14 protein-coding genes are annotated in these 18,164 nt (G+C 64.2%); 9 read left to right on the top strand and 5 right to left on the bottom strand.

Going from position 1 to position 18,164, the window contains the following annotated elements; genetic code table 11:
- Nucleotides 1–151: 151 nt before the first annotated feature.
- The 4 genes from AC0L2Z_RS06700 to AC0L2Z_RS06685 all read left to right on the top strand — a co-directional run bounded on the left by AC0L2Z_RS06700 (nt 152) and on the right by AC0L2Z_RS06685 (nt 5,396).
- Nucleotides 152–1,411 (top strand): sarcosine oxidase subunit beta, encoded by a 1,260-nt coding sequence (locus AC0L2Z_RS06700; RefSeq protein WP_128166924.1) that lies wholly within the window; start codon nt 152–154, stop codon nt 1,409–1,411.
- Nucleotides 1,412–1,499: 88 nt separating this feature from the next.
- Complete coding sequence (locus AC0L2Z_RS06695) at nt 1,500–1,796, top strand: sarcosine oxidase subunit delta (protein WP_128166926.1); 297 nt, start codon at nt 1,500–1,502, stop codon at nt 1,794–1,796.
- Nucleotides 1,793–4,816: a sarcosine oxidase subunit alpha gene (locus AC0L2Z_RS06690; RefSeq protein WP_473627243.1), complete on the top strand. Its 3,024-nt coding sequence runs from the start codon at nt 1,793–1,795 to the stop codon at nt 4,814–4,816. Before AC0L2Z_RS06695 ends, AC0L2Z_RS06690 begins: the two co-directional genes overlap by 4 nt.
- Nucleotides 4,809–5,396 carry a sarcosine oxidase subunit gamma gene (locus AC0L2Z_RS06685; RefSeq protein WP_473522147.1) on the top strand — a complete coding sequence of 196 codons (588 nt, stop codon included), beginning with the start codon at nt 4,809–4,811 and terminating at the stop codon, nt 5,394–5,396. The genes AC0L2Z_RS06690 and AC0L2Z_RS06685 overlap by 8 nt, the downstream gene beginning before the upstream one ends.
- Before the next feature lie 37 nt (nt 5,397–5,433).
- On the opposite strand, the gene AC0L2Z_RS06680 is transcribed toward AC0L2Z_RS06685, so the two are convergent.
- Entirely contained in the window at nt 5,434–6,138 is a 705-nt protein-coding gene (locus AC0L2Z_RS06680; RefSeq protein WP_473627242.1) for a nitroreductase, read from the bottom strand.
- Nucleotides 6,139–6,450: 312 nt separating this feature from the next.
- Between AC0L2Z_RS06680 and AC0L2Z_RS06675 the strand changes: the two genes are divergently transcribed.
- From AC0L2Z_RS06675 to AC0L2Z_RS06655, 5 genes are read left to right on the top strand one after another with little or no spacing between them, the layout of a single operon-like run.
- Nucleotides 6,451–7,038, top strand: a complete 588-nt coding sequence (locus tag AC0L2Z_RS06675; RefSeq protein ID WP_473627240.1) for a helix-turn-helix domain-containing protein — start codon at nt 6,451–6,453, stop codon at nt 7,036–7,038.
- A 16-nt stretch (nt 7,039–7,054) separates the two neighbouring features.
- Complete coding sequence (locus AC0L2Z_RS06670) at nt 7,055–9,508, top strand: GcvT family protein (protein ID WP_473627239.1); 2,454 nt, start codon at nt 7,055–7,057, stop codon at nt 9,506–9,508.
- Nucleotides 9,505–10,404 (top strand): homocysteine S-methyltransferase family protein, encoded by a 900-nt coding sequence (locus AC0L2Z_RS06665; RefSeq protein ID WP_128246497.1) that lies wholly within the window; start codon nt 9,505–9,507, stop codon nt 10,402–10,404. Before AC0L2Z_RS06670 ends, AC0L2Z_RS06665 begins: the two co-directional genes overlap by 4 nt.
- Nucleotides 10,404–11,585, top strand: a complete 1,182-nt coding sequence (locus tag AC0L2Z_RS06660; RefSeq protein WP_473627238.1) for a pyridoxal phosphate-dependent aminotransferase — start codon at nt 10,404–10,406, stop codon at nt 11,583–11,585. The genes AC0L2Z_RS06665 and AC0L2Z_RS06660 overlap by 1 nt, the downstream gene beginning before the upstream one ends.
- Nucleotides 11,582–14,071 (top strand): GcvT family protein, encoded by a 2,490-nt coding sequence (locus tag AC0L2Z_RS06655; protein WP_473627237.1) that lies wholly within the window; start codon nt 11,582–11,584, stop codon nt 14,069–14,071. Before AC0L2Z_RS06660 ends, AC0L2Z_RS06655 begins: the two co-directional genes overlap by 4 nt.
- 145 nt (nt 14,072–14,216) lie before the next feature.
- On the opposite strand, the gene AC0L2Z_RS06650 is transcribed toward AC0L2Z_RS06655, so the two are convergent.
- Genes AC0L2Z_RS06650 through AC0L2Z_RS06635 form a run of 4 tightly spaced genes read right to left on the bottom strand, consistent with a single transcriptional unit; the run spans nt 14,217 to nt 18,143 of the window.
- On the bottom strand, nt 14,217–14,804 hold the full coding sequence (locus AC0L2Z_RS06650) for an NAD(P)H-dependent oxidoreductase (RefSeq protein WP_473627236.1): 588 nt from the start codon (nt 14,802–14,804) through the stop codon (nt 14,217–14,219).
- Complete coding sequence (locus tag AC0L2Z_RS06645) at nt 14,804–15,385, bottom strand: NAD(P)H-dependent oxidoreductase (protein ID WP_473627235.1); 582 nt, start codon at nt 15,383–15,385, stop codon at nt 14,804–14,806. Before AC0L2Z_RS06645 ends, AC0L2Z_RS06650 begins: the two co-directional genes overlap by 1 nt.
- 47 nt (nt 15,386–15,432) lie before the next feature.
- Entirely contained in the window at nt 15,433–16,833 is a 1,401-nt protein-coding gene (locus AC0L2Z_RS06640; RefSeq protein WP_473615306.1) for an FAD-binding oxidoreductase, read from the bottom strand.
- Nucleotides 16,830–18,143, bottom strand: a complete 1,314-nt coding sequence (locus tag AC0L2Z_RS06635; RefSeq protein ID WP_473627234.1) for a cytosine deaminase — start codon at nt 18,141–18,143, stop codon at nt 16,830–16,832. Before AC0L2Z_RS06635 ends, AC0L2Z_RS06640 begins: the two co-directional genes overlap by 4 nt.
- Nucleotides 18,144–18,164 lie beyond the last annotated feature (21 nt).

Genomic DNA, 18,164 nt, shown 5'->3' with positions numbered 1-18,164 from the left:
CCGGGGAGCAAGCCGTCCCGCCCTGCCGCCCTTCGGAGTCGGCCAGTCGAAAAGCGATGGCGCAATATTGGCTTTGCGGCAGCGGCCTGCTCTATAATGTGCCGCATCGCCCAAAACGGCTGACGAAAAGCCAGAACGGACAACAAAAAGAATGGCGGAATATTCGGCCTTCTCGCTTCTCAAAAATGCGCTGACCGGCAACAAGGACTGGAAACCGGCCTGGCGCAAGCCGGACCCGAAGGCGTCCTACGACGTGATCGTCATCGGCGGTGGCGGCCATGGCCTGTCGACCGCCTATTATCTCGCCAAGGAGCACGGCATCACCAACGTGGCAGTGCTGGAAAAGCGCTGGCTCGGCTCCGGCAATGTCGGCCGCAACACGACAGCGGTCCGCTCCAACTACCTGCTGCCTGCCAACACGCGCTTCTACGAACATTCGATGAAGCTGTGGGAGAACCTGTCGCACGACCTCAACTACAACGTCATGTTCTCGCAGCGCGGCTGCCTCAACCTCGCGCACACGCCGGCCCAGTTCGACGATTTTGCCCGCCGGGGCAACGCCATGCGCCATCTCGGCGTCGACGCCGAACTGATGACCACGGCCGAGATCGCGCGCCTGGTGCCGGCGCTGGACGTCTCCGCCACGGCGCGCTTCCCAATCGTCGGCGGCCTGATGCAGCGGCGCGCCGGCACCGCCCGCCACGATGCCGTCGCCTGGGGCTATGCGCGCGGCGCCGACCGCCGCGGTGTCGATATCATCGAGAATTGCGAGGTCACCGGCTTCCTGCGCGACGGCGACCGCATATCAGGCGTCTCGACGTCGCGCGGAGATATCCGCGCCAGGAAGGTGGCGGTCGCGGTGGCCGGCAGCACCGGGCAAGTCATGCGGCTCGCCGGCATCGATACGATGCCGATCGAGAGCCACGTGCTGCAGGCTTTTGTGACGGAATCGCTGAAGCCGTTCATCAACACAGTCCTGACTTTCGGCATGGGCCATTTCTACATGTCGCAGTCGGACAAGGGCGGCCTTGTCTATGGCGGCGATCTCGACGGCTACAACAGCTACGCCCAGCGCGGCAGTTTGCCTGTTGTCGATGAGGTGATGAGCGAGATGCTGGCGCTGTTTCCGGGTCTCGCCCGGGTTCGCATGCTGCGCTCCTGGGGTGGCGTCTGCGACATGTCGATGGACGGTTCTCCCATCATCACCACCGGCCCGCTGCCGGGCATGTATCTCAACTGCGGCTGGTGCTACGGCGGCTTCAAGGCGACGCCGGCCTCCGGCTGGTGCTTTGCGTGGACCATAGCCAAGGATGAACCGCACGACATCAACGCGCCCTTCACGCTGGATCGCTTCCATCGCGGCCTGGTGATCGACGACAAGGGCCAGGGCGCGACGCCGCGGCTGCATTAGACCATGATCCCGAACCGCAGGTCGGCGTAACAAAGAGTGGAAACCGGTTTTCGGCCAAGATCATGGTCAAACGAGAAGATACAATCGCATGCTGATTACCTGCCCCTATTGCGGCCCGCGCGACGTCATCGAGTTCACCTATCAGGGTGACGGCAACCGCGAGCGCCCTCAGCCTGCCTCGCAGGACCTCGATGCCTGGAACGCCTATGTCTATGACCGATTGAACCCGGCGGGTGACCACAACGAGATCTGGCAGCATTCCGGCGGCTGCCGCGCCCATCTCAGGGTCGTGCGCAACACGCTGACACACGAGATCTCCAGCGTCGCGTTCACGCGCGGCGACCACAAAGTGGCTGCCCGGCACAAGGCGGAGGGCAAGTCATGAGCCCGCGCCGCACCGATGCCGGTGGCCGGATCGACCGGCTGCGAACCATCCGGTTCACCTTCGACGGCGCGCCTTACACCGGCCATGCCGGCGACACGCTTGCCTCAGCGCTGCTGGCCAATGGCGTCACCCTGTTCGGACGCTCGTTCAAATATCACCGTCCTCGCGGGGTGCTGACGGCAGGCATCGAGGAACCGAACGCCCTGGTGACGGTGTTGCGGGGCGAGGTTCGCGAGCCCAACATCGCCGCGACCATGGTCGAGATCCATGATGGGCTGACCGCCGTCAGCCAGAACCGCTTTCCATCGCTGGCCTGGGATGTCAGCGCCGCCAACCAGCTCGGCGGCAAGCTTCTGTCCGCCGGCTTCTATTACAAGACCTTCATGGGGCCCGCGATCGGCCCGCTGAAGAGCACGCGTTTCTGGATGTTCTGCGAGCATTTCATCCGCCGCGCCGCCGGTCTCGGCCGCGCCGGGACCGCTGCCGACACGGCGCGTTACGAGCGCATGAACGCCTTCTGCGATGTGCTGGTGGTCGGTTCCGGTCCGGCCGGACTGATGGCCGCCAGGGCAGCCGCCGATCAGGGCGCGCGTGTCATCCTCAGCGAACTCGAACCGCATTTCGGCGGCTCGGCCAACTGGTCGGGCGAGACGATCGACGGGATGCCCGGGGCCGACTGGGCAGCGCGAGCCGCCGGCCAGCTCGAAGGCTATGACAATGTCCGCCTGCTGCCACGCACCACGGTCTGGGGCTATTACGACGGCAACACGCTCGCCGCGCTTGAACGGGTTGCCGACCACAAGGAGAGACCCGGCAAGGGCGAACCACGCCATCGCTACTGGATCATTCGCGCCAAGTCGGTGGTGCTGGCCACCGGCTCCTTCGAGCGGCCGCTGGTGTTTCCGGGCAACGATCGGCCGGGAGTGATGCTGGCGCATGCCGCCGAGCGCTACGCCAACGAGTACGGCGTGCTGGCGGGCAACAGGATCGCACTGTTCACCAACAATGACAGCGCCTATCGCTCCGCCCTGGCGCTGAAGAAGGCCGGCGCGGCGATTGTCGCGATCGTCGACGTGCGGCCGGAGCTTTCGAGCGAGATGCGCGAGCTCGCCGATGAAGCGGAAGCCAAGATCCTTTTCGGTCACGCCGTGGTCGCCACCGAAGGCGGCAAGGCGCTGTCCGGCGTCAAGGTGCAGGGCTTCGACATGGTCAACGGCGCGCTTGCCGGCGAGGCGCGCAGCATTCAAGCCGACTGCCTGCTGATATCGGGAGGCTGGTCGCCGACCATCCATCTGGCCAGCCAGGCCGGCGCCAGGGCGGAATGGAATGCCGCCAGACAAGCCTTCCTGCCACCGAAGCCAACCCAGCAATGGCCAACACAGCGATGGCCAACACAGCAATGGATTGGCGCCGGCGCTTTCACCGGCAGCTTTTCCACCGCCGAGGCAATCGCCGAAGGCCGCGCCGCCGGGCTTTCGGCGGCAGGTGGAACAGGTGCGCCAACGGTCCTGCCGGTCGTCGAAGCCGCACCCGGCGGTCCCGACCCGGCCCCGGTGTTCGAGATCAGGGCCGATGGAAAAAGCTTCGTCGATTTCCAGCACGACGTGACGGCGGAGGATGTACGGCTGGCGCATCGGGAAGGCTTTGTCTCGGTCGAGCATTTGAAGCGCTACACCACGCTCGGCATGGCGACCGACCAGGGCAAGAGCTCCAACATACCCGGCCTCGCCATCATGGCCGAGGCGCTGGGCAAGCCGATTCCCGAAGTCGGCACGACACGCTTTCGCCCACCTTTTTCGGCCGTGTCGATCGGCTCACTGGCCGCGGAGCGTTTCGGCGACTTGAGGCCCGAACGACTGACGCCGATGCATGACTGGCACGTCGCCAACGGCGCGACCATGTATTCAGCCGGCCTCTGGTATCGCCCGATGATTTATGGCCATCCCGGCGAGACAATCGAGCAGGCCTATGTGCGCGAAGCCAGGGCGACGCGGGAGAGCGCCGGCATCGTCGATGTCTCGACGCTGGGCAAGATCGCCGTGCAGGGCCCGGACGCGGCGGAATTCCTCGACCGGGTTTACACCAACATGTTCTCGACATTGGCCGTCGGCAAGGCCCGCTACGGGCTGATGCTGCGCGAGGACGGCCTCGCCTTCGACGACGGCACGACGTGGCGGCTCGGCGAACTGGACTTCCTGATGACCACCACCACCGCCAATGCCGGCAAGGTGATGCAGCATCTGGAGTATTTCCTCGACGTCATCTGGCCGGAGCTGAAGGTCCATGTCACCTCGGTGACCGACGAATGGGCGGGTGCGGCGATCGGCGGGCCTAGGGCGAGAGAGATCCTTGCTGCTTGCGTCACCGGCACCGCCGTCGACAACGCAACCCTGCCTTTCATGGGTATCGTGCACGGCAAGATATCAGGCGTGCCGGTGATGATCTGCCGGCTTTCCTTCTCCGGCGAAATGGCCTTCGAAGTCTACTCCGGCGCCGGCTACGGCGCCGATGTCTGGGAAGCCTTGATCGAAGCCGGCAAGCCGTTCGGACTGGTGACCTACGGGCTTGAGGCGCTTGGCACGTTGCGCATCGAGAAAGGCCACGTCACCGGCGCCGAGATCGACGGCCGCACCACCGCACGCGACCTGCATCTCGACTGGATGCTGTCCAGGAAGAAGCCCTTCATCGGCTCGGCGATGATGGATCGCGAGGGCCTGATCGCGCCCGGCCGCCTGGAACTCGTCGGTCTGATTTCGCTGGACAACCAGCCGCTCAACGGCGGCGCGCACATCGTCGAAGCGCTTGACGAAGCCAATCCGCACGATTCCATCGGCCACATCACCGCTTGCTGTTATTCGCCGGCGCTCGGCAAGTACATCGCGCTCGCTCTGGTCAAGGACGGCAAGGCACGGCGCGGCACGCGCGCCCATATCTCCGATCCTCTGCGCAACCGGTTCGGCCCGGTCGAGATCGTCTCCAATCACTTCTTTGATCCGGACGGGAGCCGCATGCATGGTTGAGCGCCAATCCCCGCTTGAGCTGGAGCTGCGCACCGGCTCGCATGGCGATTTCGAACACGGCATCGAGGTCATCCTCTCCGAAACCAGGCCGGGATCGATCCTGCAGCTCGCAGCCTGGCCGGGCCAGGAGAAGGCGTTGATAGCAGGCATTCGCACCGTTACCGGCCTTGCGCTGCCCGACGGCGCTGGCGCCGGCAGCACCAACGGCGTGAGGTCGGTGTTCGGATTTGCACCGGGAAAATTCACCGTGGTCGACGAAGCCGAGGGCTTGGCATCGGCCTTTGCCAATGTCGTCACCCCTGATATCGGCACGGTGACCGACCTGTCGCACGGCCGCACCGCGATCCGCATCGCCGGACCGAAGGCGGAATGGGTGCTGGCAAAGTTCTTCGCCATCGACTTCGCGCTGCCGGCCTTCCCGGTCGGTGCCGGCCGCTCGACCATGCATCATGATGTCTTCGCCCAAATCCAGCGCACCGGCGCCGACCAGTTCGACATCTATGTGTTCCGCTCGTTTGCGCGCTCGTTCTGGAAGGCGCTCTGTCACGCCAGCGAGGAAGTCGGCTACGAAGTGCAGTAGACCGACGCGGCGCGTCGTCACCACGCTTGGCGTCACCTCAACTGGCGAACGTCACCCACTCTTCCAGCGGCGCGCGGTCGGTGCGGAACGCGTTTTCGGGCTTGGATGTGTCCTCACGGCCAAGCGCCATGCCACAGACGACGATCTCCGCGTCGGGAATGTTGAGCACCGACCTGATCTGCTTGTGATAGGGTGCAAAGGCCGCCTGCGGGCAGGTGTGCAGACCCCTGCCCCGCGCCGCCACCATGATGTTCTGCAGGAACATGCCGTAATCGATCCACGAGCCCTTGTTCAGCCGCCGGTCAACGGTGAAGATCATGCCGACCGGTGCGTCGAAGAAGACGAAGTTGCGGTCGTGCTGCGCGCGCATCCTGTCGACCTCACGCCGGCCGATGCCGAGCACGCTGTAGAGGCCGAAGCCGTTGGCTCGCCGCCGGGTCAGATAGGGCTCGAAGAACTGGTCGGGATAGTAGCGATACTCGTCCCACTCGGCCTTTTCGGCGCGGATGCCGGAGTTGAGGATGGCGTCGCTGATCCGTTGCTTGACCTCGCCCTTGGTGACGTAGACCCGCCAGGGCTGCATGTTGGTGCCCGAAGGCGCACGCGCGGCAACGGCGAGTATGGCGCGGATCATCTCGTCGTCGACCATGTCGGGCAGGAACGCCCGCACCGAACGGCGCGACGTGATCGCCTCGTCGACGATCGCCGCGCCATCCGTAATCTTAGTCCTGTTTTCCAGCATGGGCGTCCCTTTGCGCGTGCCCCGGAAACCGGAATCGATTCCGGAAAGGATACATGCGCCGTCTAGAAATGAGAGAGCACCATTGCGGTCCAATTTGACGCATGGCGCTCTAACGCAAGCCTCGACCGGACGCCCTCACTCGCCGTTCGTGGCCGAGCCTTTGCCTGAACCGTCAAAACGGCGCAAGCAAATCTTGTGGCCTCATGAAAATTCTCTTGATTTTTTCACGAACCTGACCCCTGATGAAATTTGCCCTCAATTTTTCACCAAGGGGGACTTTTCACCAGACAGATTTTTACCGAGAAAAAAGCTTTGACTTCAACCGCCGTCAGATCGGAGCAGGAAAACCGCGAACGGCTGCTGGCCGGCGATATCAAGGCGCTGCGCAGGGCGCGCGGGCTGACGCTTGCCGAGACCGGCCTGAAGCTCGGCCGCTCGGTCGGCTGGGTCAGTCAGGTCGAGCGCGGCCTGTCGATACCGTCGCTTAGCGATCTCAGAGGCTTCGCGGAATTGTTCGGCGTGCCGGTCAGCCTGTTCTTCAGCCACGACGTGCCCGTCGAGAACGAGCGCGGCGTGGTCGTGCGCGCCGGCAGCCGCCGCACGCTTGGCACAAGCGATTCCGGCCTGGTGGAGGAGCTTCTTTCGCCCGATCTCGGCGGTAGCTTCGAGATGCTGCGTTCGGTCTTCGCGCCGGGTGCTGAACTGAAGATCGAAGCCCGCCGGCCGACGGAGGAAGCCGGATATGTCGCTTCCGGCAGCTTCGACATCGAGATATCAGGCGTCTGGCACCGGCTTGGCGAAGGCGACTCCTTTCGCTTCGACGGCAAGCCGTTCCGCTGGCGCAATCCCGGTGCGGAGCCGGCGGTGGTCATCTGGGTGGTTTCGCCACCTGTCTACTAGAGGTCTGGAGAAGAATATGGCCGGTTTGCCGACCACGGCACGTGTGGTGATCATCGGAGGCGGTGTCGTGGGTGCGTCGGCGCTCTACCATCTCGCCAAGGCGGGCTGGACCGACTGCGTGCTCCTGGAAAAGAACGAGCTCACCTCCGGCTCGACCTGGCATGCGGCAGGCAACGTGCCGACCTTCTCCTCGTCATGGTCGTTGATGAACATGCAGCGCTATTCGACCGAGCTCTATCGCGGGCTGGCCGACGCGGTCGGCTATCCCATGAACTACCATGTCACCGGCTCGCTCAGGCTGGCCCATACAGCCCAGCGCATGCAGGAGTTTCAGCGCGCCAAGGGCATGGGCCGCTACCAGGGCATGGACATCGATGTGGTCGGGCTCGACGAGATCAAGCGCCGCTACCCGTTCATCGAAACGCATGAATTGAAGGGCGCGCTCTACGATCCGAGCGACGGCGACATCGACCCGGCGCAGCTGACCCAGGCGCTGGCCAAGGGCGCCCGCGACCTGGGCACGAAGATCATTCGCTTCTGTCCGGTCACCGGCGTGCGCCGCGACAAGGACGAGTGGGTGGTCGAGACCGCGCAGGGCGAGATCCGCTGCGAGATCGTCGTCAACGCCGCTGGCTACCGTGCGGCCGAAGTCGGCAGGATGTTCGGCCGCGACGTGCCGATGATGGTGATGAGCCATCAATATATCCTGTTCGAGGAAATCCCCGAACTGGCCGCGTGGTCGAAGGAGCAAGGCAAGAAACTGCCGCTGCTGCGCGACGTCGACACCTCCTATTATCTGCGCCAGGAAAAGAACGGCATGAATCTCGGTCCCTATGAGCGCAATTGCCGTGCCCATTGGGTCGGCCACAACGATCCGATGCCAGACGATTTTTCGTTCCAGCTGTTCCCCGACGATCTCGACCGGCTCGAGGACTATCTGGCCGATGCCGTCGCCCGCGTGCCGATTCTCGGCACCGCCGGCCTGTCCAAGGTCATCAACGGCCCGATCCCCTACGCGCCGGACGGCAACCCGCTGATCGGCCCGATGCCCGGCGTGCCGAACGCCTTCGAGGCGTGCGTCTTCACCTTCGGCATCGCCCAGGGCGGCGGCGCCGGCAAGGTGCTGGCCGAATGGGTGACTGAAGGCCAGACCGAATGGGACATGTGGTCGTGCGATCCGCGCCGCTTCACCAGCTTTGCCTCGGCCCCGGATTACTGCGTCGCCAAGGGCATGGAAATCTATGGCAACGAATACGCCATCCAGTTCCCGCGCCATGCCTGGCCGGCAGGCCGCGACCGCAAACTGTCGCCGATCCACGATCGCATCAAGGCGCTCGGCGCTTGCTTCGACGCCTACAATGGCTGGGAGCGCGCCACCTGGTACGCGCAAGCCAGCGACGACGTCTCGGAAACCGCGACGCTGACCTTCCGCCGCGACGGGCCGTGGCAGGATCGCGTGCGCGAAGAATGCCTTGCCGTGCGCGATGCCGCCGGCATTTTGGACCTGCCCGGGTTCTCCCGCTTCAATCTCGACGGTCCGGGCGCGGCCGACTGGTTGAGCCAACAGATCACCGGCCTGGTGCCGAAACCCGGCCGCATCGGCCTGGTCTATTTTGCCGACGACAAGGGCCGCATCGTCACCGAAATGTCTGCCGTTCGCCACGACGAGAATTTGATGACGCTGATCACCGCCGCGGTGGCGCAATGGCACGATTTTGAATGGCTGAAATGGCGCATGCCGAAGGACGCCTCGTTCAGGCTGGTCGACCGGACCGAGGAATACGCAACGCAGATCCTCGCCGGGCCCAATTCGCGAAAAATCCTCGCCGATGTCTGCGCCGCCGACCTTGCCCTGCCCTGGCTGACCCACCAGGAGACGACAATTGCCGGCCGTTGGGCAAGGCTGTTGCGTGTGTCCTTCGCCGGCGAACTCGGCTGGGAAATCCACACCAGGATCGACGACACCGCCACCGTGTTCGACGCCGTCTGGGCGGCAGGGCAGAAGCATGGGCTGAAGCCGTTCGGCATGTACGCGCTGGATTCATTGCGGCTTGAAAAATCCTATCGCGCCTGGAAAGGCGACCTGTCGACCGACTATTCGATCCTGCAGGGTGGGCTGGAGCGTTTCGTGAAATGGGACAAGCCGGATTTCCGTGGCAAGGCGGCGCTGCAAAACGAGAAGCAGCAGGGCGTGAAGAAGCGCTTTGTCACGCTGGTCGTCGAAAACCCCGGCGACTGCGACGCGCCAACCATGTCGACGCTGTGGCATGACGGCCGGATCGTCGGCGAGACGACGTCCGGCGGCTGGGGCCATCGGATCGACAAGTCGATCGCGCTCGGCGTGCTGCGCGCCGACCTGACTGAGCCGGGAACTGCGGTCGAGGTCGAGATCTTCGGCGAGCGCTTCAAGGCGGTCGTGCAGAAGGACGAACCGCTGTGGGATCCAACCAACGAGAGGTTGCGCGCATGAATTCAGTCATTCTCACCGACGGCGGCATGGGCCAGGAACTGGTCCGCCGCAGCAGCTCCGATCCCACCCCGCTATGGTCGGCCAGGGTGCTGATCGACGAACCGGACCTGGTGCGCGACCTGCATGCGGAGTTCATTCGGGCCGGCGCCCGCGTCATCACCATCAACACCTATTCAGCAACCCCCGAGCGGCTGGCGCGCGAGGGCGCGGAAGAGCTGTTCAAGCCGCTGCAGCAGCGCGGCATAGAACTGGCAAGGCAAGCGCGCGACCAGGCCGGCGACGCGGCAATCGCCGGCTGCCTGTCGCCGCTGTTCGGCAGCTACGCACCGGCCCTGACGATATCCTTCGAGGATACGCTCGACATCTACCGCCGCATCGTTGCCGAGCAGGCCGACGGTGTCGATCTGTTCCTGTGCGAGACCATGGCGTCGGCCGAGGAGGCGCGCGCGGCTGTCACCGCCGCGTCGGAAAGCGGCAAGCCGGTGTGGGTGTCGTGGACGCTCGCCGATCACGGCGCGCCGCGGCTGCGCAGCGGCGAAACCATAGCGGCGGCAGCAAGAGCTCTCGACGGCCTGCCGGTCGCAGCCAGGCTGATCAATTGCTGCCGGCCCGAAGCCATTGCTGCAGCGCTGCCCGAACTGATCGCTCTCGGCGGGCCGGTTGGCGCCTATGCCAACGGCTTCACCTCGGTCGAGGCGCTCAAGCATGGCGGAACGGTGGAAGTGCTGCACGCCCGCCACGACCTCGATCCGGATGCCTATGCCGACCAGGCGGTCGGCTGGGTCGAGGCCGGCGCCGACATCGTCGGCGGCTGCTGCGAAGTCGGGCCGCCTCATATCGCGGCCCTGCGCGACCGGCTCGAACAGGCCGGCTACGAAATTTCGGGAGTAGCATAATGCCCAGACCGTCATCGCGCATTTCCGGCATCGTGCCTTCCGGCAAGGACGGCTGGGAGGTCCATTTCGCCGCCTGGACGCGCAAGCAGGCCGGCGAGGACATCATCATGCTGTCGGTCGGCGACCATGATTTCGACACGCCGACGCAGACGATCGAAGCCTGCGTGACCGCGGTTCGCGCCAGCAATCACCACTATACCCCGCTTGCCGGCATTCCGCGCCTGCGCCAGGCCATGGCGGCGGCCTCGACCGCCTGCACCGGCGTTACGACCAACCCCGACCAGGTCATCGCCACACCGGGCGGGCAGGCGGCACTTTACGCGGCGGTGCAGGCCGTTCTCGACCAGGGCGACCATGCCATTGTGGTGGCGCCCTATTACGCGACCTACCCCAACACCTTCAGTGGGGCGGGCGCCGATTTCACCGTGGTCGAGACACCCGCCGAGGATGGTTTCCAGCCGCGCGCCGCCGACATTCGCGCAGCACTTCGGCCGAACACCCGCGCCATCCTCATCAACACGCCGAACAACCCGACGGGTGCCGTCTATTCGCGCCAGCGGCTGGAAGAGCTGGCGCAGATCTGCCGGGAGCATGACCTCTGGCTGCTGTCGGACGAGGTCTATTGGACGCTGGGCGGCGGCGAGCACGTCTCGCCGCGTTCACTGCCAGGCATGGCGGAACGCACGCTGGTCATCAATTCCATGTCGAAGAGCCACGGCATGACCGGCTGGCGGATGGGCTGGCTGAGCGGGCCCGAACAGATGATCTCGCTGCTGACCAACCTCAATCTGGTGACCACCTACGGCCTGCCGGCGTTCATCAGCCTCGCTTGCGCCGAGGCGCTGGAAAACGGCTATGGCGTCAAGGAGATCGCCGAACGCTATGCCGTACGGCGCAGCGTCGTCCTCGATGCCATGCGCGGCATGAACAACATCACCGTGCGCGGCTCCGAAGGCGGCATGTATGTCATGCTCGATATCTCGGCTCTCGAGCCGGACGACGAGAAATTCGTTTGGGCTCTGCTCGACAAGGAAAAGGTCGGCGTCATGCCCGGCTCGAGCTTCGGCGAGGCCGCCGCCGGCCATATTCGCGTCAGCCTCTGCCAGCCCGAGGCGGTGCTTCTGGAAGCAACCCTTCGCTTGCGCCGCTTCGCGTCCAGCTACCGCCGCGAGGCCGCATGAGCGCCCTGCCCCAGAAAACCATTCTGACCAAAACCAATCCGCCCAAAACCATTCCTCCCAAGGCGAGGGCCGTCATCATCGGCGGCGGCGTCTCCGGCTGCTCGGTCGCCTATCATCTGGCCAAGGTCGGCTGGACCGACATCGTGCTGCTCGAGCGCAAGCAGCTGACATCGGGCACGACATGGCACGCCGCCGGCCTGATCGGCCAGTTGCGCGGTTCGCAGAACATGACGCGGCTGGCGAAATATTCGGCCGACCTCTACGTCAGGCTGGAGGCCGAGACCGATGTCGGCACCGGCATGCGCCAGGTCGGTTCGATCACCGTGGCGCTGACCGAGGAACGCAAGCACGAGATTTATAGGCAGGCGTCGCTCGCCCGCGCGTTCGATATCGACGTGCGCGAGATTTCGCCAAACGAAGTCAAGCAGATGTACCCGCATCTTAATGTTTCCGATGTGGTCGGCGCCGTGCATCTGCCGCTCGACGGCCAATGCGACCCGGCCAATATCGCCATGGCGCTGGCCAAGGGTGCGCGCCAGCGCGGTGCGACGATCGTCGAGAATGTGAAGGTCACCAAGGTTCACACGAGGAATGGCTGCGTCACCGGCGTTTCCTGGATGCGGGGCGACGAGCAAGGCATGATCGAGGCCGATGTCGTCGTCAATTGCGCCGGGATGTGGGCACGCGAGCTTGGCGCCCAGAACGGCGTCAGCATCCCGCTGCATGCCTGCGAGCATTTTTATCTCGTCACCGAACCGATCCCCGGCCTGACCCGGCTGCCCGTGCTGCGCGTGCCGGACGAGTGCGCCTACTACAAGGAAGATGCCGGCAAGATGATGCTCGGCGCCTTCGAGCCGGTGGCCAAGCCGTGGGGCATGGACGGCATAAGCGAAGATTTCTGCTTCGACCAGTTGCCCGAGGATTTCGAACATTTCGAGCCGATCCTCGAAATGGGCGTCAACCGCATGCCGATGCTGGCCAGCGCCGGCATCCACACTTTCTTCAACGGCCCCGAGAGTTTTACGCCTGATGATCGCTATTATCTCGGCGAGGCGCCGGAGCTGTCCGGCTACTGGATGGCGACCGGCTACAACTCCATCGGCATCGTCTCCTCAGGCGGCGCCGGCATGGCGCTGGCGCAATGGATCAACGATGGCGAAGCACCCTTCGATCTGTGGGAGGTCGACATCCGCCGCGCCCAGCCGTTCCAAAAAAACCGCCGCTATCTCAGAGAGCGCGTCTCCGAGACGCTCGGCCTGCTCTACGCCGACCATTTTCCGTACCGGCAGATGGCGACCTCTCGGAACGTCAGGCGCTCCCCGCTCCATGAACATCTGAAGGCACGCGGCGCGGTGTTCGGCGAGGTTGCCGGCTGGGAGCGGGCCAACTGGTTCGCGCGTGAGGACCAGGAGCGCGAGTACCGTTATTCCTGGAAACGGCAGAACTGGTTCGACAACCAGCGCGACGAACATCTGGCGGTCCGAAACGGCGTCGGCCTGTTCGACATGACCTCGTTCGGCAAGATCCGTGTCGAGGGCCGCGATGCCTGCGCCTTCCTGCAGAGGCTTTGCGCCAACGACATCGACGTGGCGCCGGGCAAGATCGTCTACTCCCAGATGCTCAACAAGCGCGGCGGCATCGAGAGCGACCTTACCGTCTCGCGGCTATCGGAAACGGCTTACTTCCTCGTCGTGCCGGGCGCCACGCTGCAGCGTGATCTCGCCTGGTTGAAAAAACATCTCGCCGATGAATTCGTCGTCATCACCGATGTCACCGCGGCCGAGGCCGTGCTCTGCCTGATGGGCCCGGATTCGAGGCAGCTCATTCAAAAGCTGAGCCCGAACGATTTCTCCAACGAAACCAATCCGTTCGGAACGTTTCAGGAGATTGAAATCGGCATGGGGCTGGCCCGCGCCCATCGCGTCACCTATGTCGGCGAGCTCGGCTGGGAGCTTTATGTCTCGACCGACCAGGCCGCACATGTGTTCGAGGCGATCGCTGAGGCCGGCGCCGATGTCGGCCTAAAACTTTGCGGCCTACACACGCTGGATTCCTGCCGCATCGAAAAGGCCTTCCGGCATTTCGGCCACGACATCACCGACGAGGACAATGTGCTGGAGGCAGGCCTTGGATTCGCAGTGAAGACTGCCAAGGGCGATTTTCTTGGCCGCGATGCCGTGCTGCGAAAAAAAGAAACCGGATTGAACCGCCGGCTGTTGCAGTTCCGCCTGAAAGACACGCAACCCTTGCTCTTCCACAACGAAGCGATCCTGCGCGACGGCAAGATTGTCGGCCCGGTCACCTCGGGCAATTACGGCCATCATCTCGGCGGCGCCGTCGGCCTCGGCTACGTGCCTTGCCAGGGCGAGAGCGAGGCGGATGTGCTGTCGTCTTCCTACGAGATCGAGATCGCCGGCGAGCGCTTCGCCGCGGAAGCGTCGCTGAAGCCGATGTATGATCCGAAGGCGGAAAGGGTGCGGATGTAGCCCTTTTTCCTTCGCCCCGTTTACGGGGAGAAGGGGGCCCGAAGGGCCGGATGAAGGGGCGGCACAAGTCTTGCCAGGTTCACGCTGCCCCTCATCTGCCTGCCGGCATCTTCTCCCCGTGAACGGGGAGAAGGACGCTCATCTCTCAAAACCGCTCCAGTTTCGCCCGCACTTTCGCAAGGAAAGCAGCCCGGCTCCCGGGTGTCGACGCATCCATCAGGTAGTGCGCCAGAAAGAACGTCCTGCAGCGGGTGGCGCACAGCGCCCGCATGCCGCGCAGGATTGTCTTGCGTCCCGGCTGGCCGACGACGACGCTCCACCAGGTCGGTGCGCCGCAGGTCGTGATCACCCCGATCTTCGTCACATGCCTCACCAGTGACTGGATCCGTCCCTTGCCGGCCGGCAGTCGGAAGGCGACGTCGGTCGCCCACACCCGGTCGAGCCAGCCCTTCAGCATTGCCGGCAGCCCGTACCACCATGTCGGATAGATGAAGAGGATTGCCTGGGCCCAGTTGAGATTTTCTATATGCGGCTTGAGCGCCGGATCCTGCGGGGCGTGCTCGTTATAGGAGCGTCGCTCGTCGCAGCCCATGACCGGGTCGAAATTTTCCGCATAGAGGTCGAGCAGCCGCACCTCCCAGCCTCTCGCCTTCAGCACCTCGATGACACTATCGCGGATCGCGGCGCAAAAGCTTTCCGGGACCGGATGGCAATAAACCACCAGGACCCGCATCAGAAGGCATCCATGCTGGCGGCGACCTTCGCCGTAAATCTCTTCCGCGTTTCATCGGTCGACAGGTTCATCGAATAATGCGCGAGATAGGACACCGAGGCGCCTGGCTTGACCGTAGCGCACAATACACGCTTGACCAGCTTGCGCGGCGGGTCGCCCATCAGCATGGCATGGAGCCGGCTGCCGCCATAGGTGGTGACCGCCGCCATCTTGCGGATGTTGTGCAGCGAAGGCTGCACCTTGCCATTGACCAGCTTGAACGAGACGCCGGGCAGGAAGACGCGGTCGAAAAAGCCTTTCAGGATCGCCGGATAGCCGTAGTTCCACACCGGAAACGACAGCACCAGCGCCTCTGCCCGCAGCAGGCGCTCGACATAGGGCGCTGCCGGATCACCGGCGCCGCGCTCGTCGTGATAACCGAGCCGCTCGGCCCGTGTCAGCCGCGGGTCGAAATCCTCGGCATAGAGATCGCAGTCGTCGACGGTGTGACCGGCGGCCGTCAGCCGCTCGACGATCGTCCGGTGCAGACCGGCGTTGAAGCTGGTTTCGACCGGGTGGGCATAGAGCACGAGGATTTTCACCGAAGACCTCGCAGGTCAGCGCGACAGCGCCACACGCTCGTCATCGTTCACTCCGCCTTCTGCAGCCCCTTGAACAGGAACGACTTGCCCGAGCGATAGTCGTAGTCAGGGTTCTCCCAGGCGATCATCTTGCCGGGATTGAGCAGCCCTTGCGGATCGGTCTCGCGCTTGAAGGCGAGCTGCACCTCGTCCGTCTGCTTCATGCCGCCCTCTTCCAGCGTGTAGCGGTGCGGATTGAAGACCCAGCAGCCATTGTCTTCATGGATGCGGATGATCTCGTCGAGCCGCTCCGCCGTGGTGAAGCGGACCAGCGGCAGTCCAGCGACGCCGATCGCGCCGTCGAAGCGGATGAATTCGAGATGAACCGGCACCTCGTCGCCGAAGCGGTCGATCATCGCCTTGACGTAAGCGAGGTGATCCGGCGAGGGATAGCGGGTCTGCAGATAGGTAATATCAGGGTCGACCCTGATGGCGCGCAGCGTCGTGTGGTTCCAGGTTAGCTCATAGGCCGGCGGCAAGCCCTTGAGATCGGCCTCCTTGTCGGCGCGGAAGACGATCTCGCCCTTGCTGCGCGCCGTGAGGGCAACAAAGGCGTCCATCGCCTGCGGCGCGATCATGCAGACGACGATGCTTTGCTCGCGCCGGAAGAATTTCTGGTGCCGCTTGAAATAGTCGTAGGGGATCGGAGCGGCGATCGGCGTGATCAGCTTCGCCAGGATGCCGTCCTGGATGGCGAGATCGTTGCCGAAGCCGGCCGCATCCATGAAATCGTCGAAGCCGACGATGACATCGATCCAGTCATAAGCAGCGGTCAGCGGCATCTCGACCTCGGTGATGATGCCGTTGGTGCCGTAGGCATGCATCACCTTCAGCACCTCCTCACCGGCAAGATCCATGATGCGAGGCTCCGCCTCCATCGTCACGGTCCTGAGCCGGATGACGTTGCCGAGGTCGCGCAGCCCGCCCCAGCGGATCGAGCCGATGCCGCCCGAGCCGCCGGCAACGAAGCCGCCGATCGAAGCGGTGTTATAGGTCGACGGCGACATCCGAAGCTCCTGGCCGGAATGGGCGCGCGTCGCCCTGTCGATGTCGGCGAGGACGGCACCTGGACCGGTCACGACGCGACCAGGCGATATCGTCTTGATCGTATTCATCTCGGCGAGATTGAGCACGACGCCGCCGGACAAGGGCATCGCCTGACCGTAATTGCCGGTACCGCTGCCGCGCGGCGTCACCGGAATGCCATGCCGGTGGCACGCGGCAAGCACGCGGATCACCTCGAGTTCGGTCTTTGGCGTCACGATCAGGTCGCCGGTGACATGGTCGAGCTGTTGCTTGAGCACCGGGCTGTACCAGTAAAAATCGCGGCTCTTCTGCTGGACAATCGCCGGATGGTCGTCGATCTTCAGACCGTCGAGATCGCGTTTGAGCGCAGCCAGGTCCATCATCGCACCATCAGATCGTCGAGTTCGGCATAGTCGGGCAATTGGCGCTCGATGGCGCGGCCATCACGCACCACGGTGCGATCCGATTCGGGCCGCGACAGCATTTCCGTCCAGCTCCGTCCCCTAAAAACGACGAAGTCGGCAGCGCCGCCGGCGGCAAGCGTGCCAAAACCGTCGAGCCGCATCACCCTGGCCGGCGTCGAAGTCACCGCTTGCGGCCAGTCGCCGACCGGGTGATCGAAATGCAGGATACGCGTCGCCATGCGATAGACCTCCAGCATGTCGAGATCGCCATAGGCGTAGAACGGATCGCGGGTGTTGTCGGAGGCGACGGCGACGGGAATGCCGCGCGCCTTCATCTCGTGCAGCAGCGTCACGCCGCGCCAGCGCGGCGTGGTCTTGTCGCCGCGCCGGTCCTGCAGATAGAGATTGCACATCGGCAGCGACACCACGGCGAGCCCCGCCTTCGCCATCTTGTCCAGCGTGTCGAGCACGTCGAGATCGGGCTGGCGTGCCAGCGAGCAGCAGTGGCCGACGAGGATGTTTCCCTCAAACCCGTTCCACAGCGCCGCCTCGGCGATCTTCTTCAGCGAGATCGCCGAGATGTCGTCGGTCTCATCGGCATGGAAATCGAGGTCGAAGCCATGCTTGATCGCCTGCGCGAAAACCCGATCGAGAAGTTCTTCCAGATCCGGCAGCATATAGGTGACGACGCCAAGCACGCCGTTGGCCGCAGCGACGCGTTTGGCCAGGCTTTCGAACCATTTCTTGTCGCGCACGCCTTCGATGCCGAGCAGGCAGGCGGCCTGCAGCTCGATGCGGCCACGCCATTTCTCCCGTACCGTCTCGAACACCGGCCAGGAGATCTCCTCCTGCGGTGCGACGCTGTCGAGATGGGTGCGCAAAGCCCTGGTGCCGTGCGCGTAGGCGCAGCGCAGCGAAAAATCCATGCGGCGAGCGACGTCCTCGGCGCTCCAGCGGGCAGCACGGTCGGCGCCGGTGGCGTTCAGCGCACCCATGAAGGTGCCGTCCGGATTGGGTTTTCGAGGCCAGATATGGCCTTTGTCGATATGGGTGTGGCAGTCGACGAAGCACGGCATGACGATACGGCCGCCGAGGTCGACGGCGCCTGCGGGTGTGTTGGACCGGCGATTCGCGACGATGCTGGCAATCCTGCCGTCGGCGACGGCGATGTCGGCGAGTGCAAAGCCGTCGCTGTCATAGGCAGCGGCAAGGTCCGGCGTCAAAGATGAATGAAGCCGGACGTTGGAAAGTACGAATTGGCCGGTTTCGGGAATAATTTCTGAGGTCATCGCTGCCCCTCATCTGCCTGC

Source organism: Mesorhizobium sp. WSM4850 (assembly GCF_055811735.1).
The sequence above is the reverse complement of the archived record's forward strand: the minus strand, read 5'-3'. Positions and strand labels throughout refer to the sequence as shown.